A 5,727-nucleotide genomic window follows, 5' to 3' on the forward strand; every position below is an offset into this window, starting at 1 on the left:
GCCGGCGCCGTTGGGGCCGATGAGTCCCACCTTGTCTCCCCGCATTATAGATATTGAAAAGGGCTTGAGCACAAGGTTGTCGCCGTAGGCGAATGAAATCTTCTCCGCCTCGATGACGCGACGGCTGGTCTGTTCGCTTTCCTGGATGGTCGCTTTGACCCCACTTGGGGAGGAGCGGCGCTGGTGGCGTTCCTGGCGCAGCCGCTTGAGTGCGCGCACGCGGCCCTCGTTGAGGGTGCGCCTCGCCTGGATGCCCTGGCGCATCCAGGCCTCTTCCCGCTTGAGGCGATCGTCGGCCAGCCGGTGCTGATTTTCCTCCGCCTCCAGCTGTACCTGCCGCCGCCGCAGGTAGGTGGAATAATCGCAAGCATAACTGCTGAGTCGGCCGCGGTCGAGTTCGAGAATTCTGGTCGCCAGGCGGGCCGTCAGGGCGCGATCGTGGCTGACGAAGAGGAGGCTGCCGCGACGCTTCAAAAGAAAGGATTCGAGCCATTCGATAGCTTCGATTTCCAGGTGGTTGGTAGGCTCGTCGAGGAGGAGCAGCTCTGGCTCTGTTGCCAGTGAACGGGCCAATAAGGTGCGTCGCTTGAGTCCCACCGACAAAGCGCCGTAGTCAGCCTTGGGCGGCAATCCCATTTTCGACAACGCGATATCGATTATGGGAGGGCCGGTGGATGCTTCTCCAGCCATTGCGGCAACAACGTCGCGGATCGTTCCCCCCAGACCAGGTAGCACCTCCTGCCCCAACAGGGAAATCCGGGTGCCCGGCTGTCTGGCCACCGTGCCGCCGTCGGGAGGCAGATCGCCTGCGATGATTTTCAGCAGGGTCGACTTGCCTTCACCATTGCGGCCGACAACGCACAAGCGCTCACCGCTCTGGACATCAAGGTCGACTTTATCGAGAAGAACGTGATCACCAAATGCCAGCTCAACCTGCTGTAATCTGACTAATACCATTTATATAGCCTTTTCGTGTTTGAACGGCGGCTGTGACAACGCCGTGAAATCTGGCGAGCATAGTATCAGTGAGCGCCCATCGCTGCGAACTCCAACGAAGTTTTCGGCTATGATTGTCCTTCACCTGCAACATTCTGTAACGTGAAAAGTTGCAGGCGGCCATTGTTTTAAACAAATCGCGCATGTACAAAATCTGCCACCCGTGTGTCCTGCATCGAATACACACGGACCAGACAGGAGGGAACGCCCTATTGGCGCCCCCGGATATCAGGAAAGTATTATGAGTTATGCACTGAAGCTGAGCTTCTCACACAAAGTCGCACTGGCGATCCTGTTCATTCTTATTCTGTGGGTGGTCACCGGCCCTGCGCATACAGAAGATGTCACAGACCGACCATTGTCGCAGGAAGAACTCAGCCTGACGGTAGCTTATAAAGTCCTCAAACCTGAAACCAAAGAACGTTCAGTCAAAGTATCTGCGCATGTCGCGGCCAACCGAGCGGTGGATATCGTCGCCGAGGTCAGCGGAAGAGTAACCGGCTTGCCAGCAACAAAAGGCACACAGGTTAACGAAGGTCAGTTACTGCTTGAGATTGATCAGCGTAACTTGCCCGCCCGCCTGAAGCAGGCAGAAGCACAGCTCAAACGACGCAAACTCGAAACCCAGAGTACCCGCAACCTGTTTGACCGCGACCTGACCAATCAATCTGCTGTTGTGATCGCTGAATCTGAGCTGGCAGAAGCAGAAGCGGCACTGACCGACATCAAACTCGACCTTGAATCTACACGCGTAAAAGCGCCATTCGACGGTATTTATGATCAGCGCTACGTTGAAGAAGGCGAATACGTTTCTCCGGGTACCGCTCTCGTTCGTGTAATTGATAACCGCACCATGCTCATCAAAGGCGCCTTATCCGAGAAGTCTATCAATGACGTTAGTGTTGGTTCAGAGGCTTACGCTGAACTACCAAACGGTAAAAAAGTGAAAGGTACAATCCGATTTATTGCGGCGTCTGCTTCAGCGGACACCCGTACCTACGCCGTAGAGATGGAAGTCACAGGCGATCGCGAAGGTCTCTATGATGGTCAGACCGCGACATTGATGATTCCTCAGGGTGAGCAGGATGCCTACGAGATCTCACCTGCACTTCTGATTATTACCGAAGACGGTGGCCTGGGCGTTAAATTACTTGATACCGACAACCGTGTGGTCATTGTTAATGTCGACATCCTCGAAGCAGGTACAGACGGTATCTGGATCTATGGCCCCCAAGGCGACATCCGGTTAATTACTGTGGGTCAGGGCTTCGTAGACATAGGCCAGCAAGTCGATGCAAAAGAACAAGCATCTTCGCGCTCTGAAAAAGGGGACGACGAGCAAGAGGAAGGAGCGTCTCAGCAAAAGGCCGGTGAAGCATGAAGAGGTTAATCGAAGCCGCGATCAATCGGCACCGTACGGTGATTATGCTGTTTGTGCTGATGTTGATTACCGGCACAGCCACGCTGATTACCATCCCAAAAGAAAGCTCACCTGACGTTACCATCCCCAATGTTTACGTCTCGGTCATTCATAATGGTATTTCGCCGGAAGATGCCGACACCCTGCTCTACGAACCCCTCGAGACCCAACTGCAAGGGCTTGAAGGTCTAAAGGAAATGGTGTCGACCGCCAGCTTTGGGCATCTGTCTATTCAGCTGGAGTTTTACAGCAATGTTGATATCGATAATGCACTCGATGACGTCCGCAATAAGGTAAATGATGCCGTCGGCGAACTGCCCGCCGACAGTGAAGAGCCGATTGTTCGTGAAATTAACGTGGCTCTTTTCCCGGTGATGGTAGTAACCGTCGCGGGTGACGTTGATGAGCATGTTCTTTATCTGGCTGCCGACGAACTGAAAAAACGTATTGAATCATTACCGGGCGTTCTGGAAGTTGATATTAAAGGGAAACGCGAACAGGTCGCCGAACTGATTATCGATCCGGCAAAAATGGACAACTATGGTTTATCTCTTACCGAAGTCGGTAACCTGCTCCGCAATAACAGTCTGCTTGTCGCCACGGAAGATATTAATAATGAACAGGGACGTTTCAGTGTAAAAATTCCGGGGCGAATTAATGATATTGAGGGGCTTCTGAGACTTCCGGTTAAGTCGGTCGGCGATGAGGTCGTGCTGTTTCAGGACGTGGCCGTAGGTCGCCTCTCTTTTAAAGATCCTTCTACCGGGGCCCGCGTAAACGGTCACCAGGCTGTTACCCTGGAAATTAAAAAGCGTATTGGCGCCAACATCATTGAGACGCTCGATGAAGCCCGGGTGATCACGGATGCCGCCAAAGATATGCTACCCGAAGGGATAAAACTCGGCATCATTCAGGACGAGTCAAAGCAGATCCGGACGATGTTGAACGACCTGTTTAACAGTGTTCTGGTCGCTACACTTTTGGTATTTCTTCTGATACTTGGCAGTCTTGGCGTGCGTTCTTCAGTGCTTGTTGGCCTTGCTATTCCGGGCGCCTTCCTGATGGGGATTATGGCCATTAACGCGATGGGCGATACGCTCAATATGGTTGTTCTGTTCGCGCTGATTTTGTCTGTTGGTATGCTCGTCGACAGCGCTATCGTGGTTGTCGAATACGCTGACCGACGTCTCGCAGAAGGATTACAGCCACGTGATGCGTACAACGAAGGTGCGCGACGAATGGCATGGCCAATCATTGCCTCGACGGCAACGACACTCGCCGTATTCCTCCCCCTGCTTTTCTGGCCGGGCGTAATGGGCGGCTTTATGAAATACCTGCCTTTAACCCTGCTATTCACTTTGACCGGCTCACTGGTGATGGCGCTGATCGTTATTCCCGCCGTGGGCAAAGTACTCGGGCGCGCCGGACACCACGACCAGGAAGCACTGGATGTGATTGTCGCGGCTGAAAACGGCGACTTCGATAAAATGAGTGGGTTTTCCTCACGCTATGTAAAAGTACTCCGCAAAGCACTGGAGAACCCGGGCAAGACATGCCTGATTGTACTGGCGTTCGTTTTTTCTTCCTTTGGTGTCTACGGCGTTGGCGGTCACGGCACAGAGTTCTTCCCTGAGGTGGACGTTGATGTCGCGATGGTGGATGTCCGTGCCCGCGGGAATCTGTCGTTCGCTGAACGTGAAGCCTTAGTCAGAGAAGTCGAATATGAAATTTTCGACATGAAAGAAATTGATGCAATCTATACCTCCGTCTTTGTGACCGCACCACGCGGTGGAATGGAATCCTCACCACCCGACCTGGTCGGCCGTATTCAACTGGAGTTAGTCGACTGGCAATCACGCAGAACCGCTGACGATATTCTTGCAGAAATTGAAGAGCGCACAGCGCACTTACCCGGCATTATTATCGAAACCCGCAAAAAAGAAGGCGGCCCCGCAGGCGGCCCTCCTATTCAGTTACAGCTGAGCAGTCGTAGCGAGAGCAATATTATCCCTATGATGGAGAAAGTATTGCCCATGCTCAAAAACGACCCTGAGTTAAAAGATGTCCGCGACGACCGCCCTCTCGATGGTGTCGAGTGGCGTCTGGACATTGATCGTGAAGAAGCCGTGCGTTTCGGTGCCAGTGTCGCTGAAATTGGCTCCCTCATCAGGATGATTACCGGCGGACAGGTTATTACTCAGTTCCAGCCTGACTACGCTGATGAGGAACTCGATATTCTTCTCAGGTATCCAGAACAGAAGCGGACGATTGACCTGTTCACAGACATCAACATTAAAACGGCAAAAGGTCTGGTGCCTCTGAGCCAGTTTGTAACCCGCGTGCCCATTAATAAAACCGGCGATATTGTCCGTGTCGATGGTAAGCGTCGCTACCTGATCACGGCCAATGTCGCGGAGGGCGTTAACTCCAACGAGAAAATCGCCGAACTGGGTGAAAAGCTGAAAGAGTTTGACTGGCTGGAAGCAGAAGTTGAACCGAAATTCCGCGGTGACTTTGAGCAGCAGATGGAGACCGGGATCTTCTTGATGAGCGCCTTCTCCATTGCGATCTTCCTGATGGTGACCTTACTGGTAACTCAGTTTAATAGCTTCTATCAGGCAGGCCTGATCATGAGCGCAATTATTCTATCCGTCGCAGGTGTACTCATGGGACTACTCATTCGTGGCGAACCATTCGGAATTGTTATGAGCGGTGTCGGTGTCATTTCGCTGGCCGGTATTGTGGTGAATAACAACATCGTATTGATCGATACTTATAACCAGATCCGTATGACCGGTGTGAGCGCGTTTGATGCGGCAATGCGGACGGGCGCCATACGTCTGCGTCCGGTGCTTCTGACGGCCGTTACCACGGTTGTTGGCCTTATCCCTATGGTGATGCAGTGGAATATCGACCTGATCCACCGTGAGGTCAGTATGGGGGCGCCATCATCTCAGTGGTGGACCCAATTATCGACCGCAATCGCTGGCGGACTGACCTTTGCCACCGTGCTGACACTGATCTTTACCCCGGCATTACTGGTGTGGCGCGACCGCAATAAAGACCGCGACCACGAACACAATGCAAGTCACTGAAAAAAGTAGAAAAAATTGCATATAGCGTTTGACATCCACCCTGACGCGAGTAGAATGCGACCTCGCTTCAGGGCATGGGTGATTAGCTCAGCTGGGAGAGCATCTGCCTTACAAGCAGAGGGTCGGCGGTTCGATCCCGTCATCACCCACCAAATCCTGATGCAAGAGTCTGAAAAGACTCAGTTTTTGAAAGTGGACTGGTAGTTCAGTTGGTTA

3 protein-coding genes and 1 tRNA gene are annotated in these 5,727 nt (G+C 52.8%); 3 read left to right on the forward strand and 1 reads right to left on the reverse strand.

The genetic code is table 11. The features are described from left to right. The coding region (locus B2R29_RS04450; RefSeq protein ID WP_301179966.1) for an ABC-F family ATP-binding cassette domain-containing protein at positions 1-957 on the reverse strand (957 nt) is incomplete at its 3' end. Between the two features lie 280 nt (positions 958-1,237). Here B2R29_RS04450 and B2R29_RS04455 point away from each other — a divergent pair. From B2R29_RS04455 to B2R29_RS04465, 3 genes are all read left to right on the forward strand, one after another. Then, positions 1,238-2,377 (forward strand): efflux RND transporter periplasmic adaptor subunit, encoded by a 1,140-nt coding sequence (locus tag B2R29_RS04455; RefSeq protein WP_301179967.1) that lies wholly within the window; start codon positions 1,238-1,240, stop codon positions 2,375-2,377. Continuing rightward, entirely contained in the window at positions 2,374-5,511 is a 3,138-nt protein-coding gene (locus B2R29_RS04460; protein ID WP_301179968.1) for an efflux RND transporter permease subunit, read from the forward strand. Before B2R29_RS04455 ends, B2R29_RS04460 begins: the two co-directional genes overlap by 4 nt. 76 nt (positions 5,512-5,587) lie before the next feature. Beyond that, positions 5,588-5,663, forward strand: a tRNA-Val gene (locus B2R29_RS04465). Positions 5,664-5,727: the final 64 nt, after the last annotated feature.

The sequence above is a fragment of the Thalassolituus sp. UBA3500 genome, from assembly GCF_002377545.1.
Taxonomy (GTDB): domain Bacteria; phylum Pseudomonadota; class Gammaproteobacteria; order Pseudomonadales; family Oceanobacteraceae; genus Thalassolituus.